This window comes from Streptococcus oralis (assembly GCF_001578945.1).
GTDB classification, from domain to species: domain Bacteria; phylum Bacillota; class Bacilli; order Lactobacillales; family Streptococcaceae; genus Streptococcus; species Streptococcus oralis_Q.
The window spans coordinates 136,835-138,704 of record NZ_KQ969552.1 but is presented as its reverse complement, the minus strand read 5'-3'; the positions used below and the strand labels follow the sequence as shown (position 1 = coordinate 138,704).

3 protein-coding genes are annotated in these 1,870 nt (G+C 39.1%); 1 reads left to right on the top strand and 2 read right to left on the bottom strand.

Annotated features, from left to right (window positions below; genetic code table 11):
- Positions 1–2: 2 nt before the first annotated feature.
- Positions 3–302 carry a DUF1827 family protein gene (locus SORDD16_RS06080; protein ID WP_061418106.1) on the bottom strand — a complete coding sequence of 100 codons (300 nt, stop codon included), beginning with the start codon at positions 300–302 and terminating at the stop codon, positions 3–5.
- 59 nt (positions 303–361) lie between these two features.
- Positions 362–814: an NUDIX hydrolase gene (locus tag SORDD16_RS06075; RefSeq protein ID WP_061452740.1), complete on the bottom strand. Its 453-nt coding sequence runs from the start codon at positions 812–814 to the stop codon at positions 362–364.
- 176 nt (positions 815–990) lie between these two features.
- On the opposite strand from SORDD16_RS06075, the gene SORDD16_RS06070 reads away from it, so the two are divergent.
- The coding region (locus SORDD16_RS06070) for a helix-turn-helix transcriptional regulator (protein WP_081215164.1) at positions 991–1,870 on the top strand (880 nt) is incomplete at its 3' end.

Below are 1,870 nucleotides of genomic sequence, written 5' to 3'. Positions count from 1 at the left end.
TCTTATTTTATAGGGATTGAAATCTCAATCAATTTATCTGAATAGATAGTTTTGATATTGGCTTCGTCTACGGTTCCTTTATCTATTTTACGTTTCATGAAAAAGTCTTGGATAATTTCGATTTCAGATTCACGAATAGCCCGGTGTTTGTTTGAAATGAGGATTTCATAGTGAAGCGGCGCTTGTGTAAAAACCACATCGGTGTTTCCTGCAGAATAGACCTCAACAAGTGTTGCGTCTGTGCTTTCTAATTGACTTTTAACGAGATGCGAGTGTGAGTTTGTCGTATTGATGAGCTTCATAGTATACCCTCCTGTATTTCTAACTCTATTATAGCACTTTTTGGATAAAATCGTGTATTTTAGTCAATCCCATGCTGGATTTTCCATGCTTCAATGCCCCATTTGTGGCTACCACGTTTGAGTTTTTCAATTGCTTCATCAATAGGGAACCAAGCAATATGATTAAAATCTTCCAATGGTTTTTGTACTTCTTGGAAAGAAGTGGCTTCATAGAGATAAGCTGGATTGTAGTAGTAGGTATCACGGTGACGAGAGTAAAAATACTCATCAGCCTGGCCATAGTATTTTCCGATTTTAGCTGTAAAGCCAAGTTCTTCGATTAGTTCTCTCTTCAGTGCCTCTTGATGGTCTTCGCCTGCTTCAATCTCTCCGCCTGGCAAGAACCAAGCACCATTGGGAGCTTGAACTAAGATGACTTGTTTCTTTTCTGCATCAGGAATAACTGCGTAAACGCCATAGCGGGGCTGGTAGGTCACATTCTCTTTTTTTTCACCAAAAGTTGGGTTTGCCATTGCATTTTCCTCGTTCTTTAGTATCTTTATTATTATCATAATGGACGAGGGGCAGGCTGTCAAGAATAAACCAACGAACTAGTGCAGAAAAAGCTACTTTGTCTTGGTTAATCCTTGTCTAGTTAGAATTTCCAGACCTAGCACTATAACTGGTATAATAAAAGAGAGGTGATTTTATGGCAGAATCAAGACTATTTCGTATCCTATATCTACTTTTAGAAAAAGGCAGTACAACGGCTCCTGAGTTAGCTAGATTATTTGAAGTATCTGTACGAACGATTTATCGTGATATTGAGCGGTTGAGTATGGCAGGGATTCCTCTATATTCGATACCAGGGAAGGCGGGCGGGATCTTTTTAATGAAGGACTTTGTTCTGGATCGTACTCTCGTATCGGAGGATGAAAAATTAGAACTTCTGTCAGCTTTGCAAGGGATTCAAGCCTTGACCGATGATAGGCAAGATCTGTTACTTGAAAAATTGGAATCTATTTTTCAAGTTTCTACCAGCCCTTGGATAGAAGTAGACTTGACTGACTGGAGAAAGCGAGAAGGTCAAAAAGAATTATTTGATAACATCAAACAAGCTATTTTTGAGAAAAGACGGCTGGTAATCACTTATCTAGGTGGGGGTGGTCAGAAAACGATTCGTGCAGTTGAACCTTTTAAACTCGTATTTAAAAAGAGAGATTGGTATCTTCATGCCTACTGTTGTTTGAAGGAAGAGTGGCGTTTTTTCAAATTGTCTAGAATTAGGAATTATCACCTAACAACTGAAACTGTGAAGCAGAAAAATGCGCTGGATTCCGTTGATAGTTCAGATCAAGTGGCACATCAAATCGAAGTTTCCTTGAAGTTTAGTCCCAAGCTTGCTTTCCGGGTTTACGAAGATTTTTCAGAAGATGAGATTAGCTTGGGGAAAGATGGATGTTATTATGTCAAGACAGTCCTACCAGAGCATGATAGTCTGTATACTTACCTCCTGTCTTATCTAGATGGGGTGGAAATACTCGCCCCCAATCATCTGAAGAAGGAATTGCTTTCTAGACTAGAAAAAA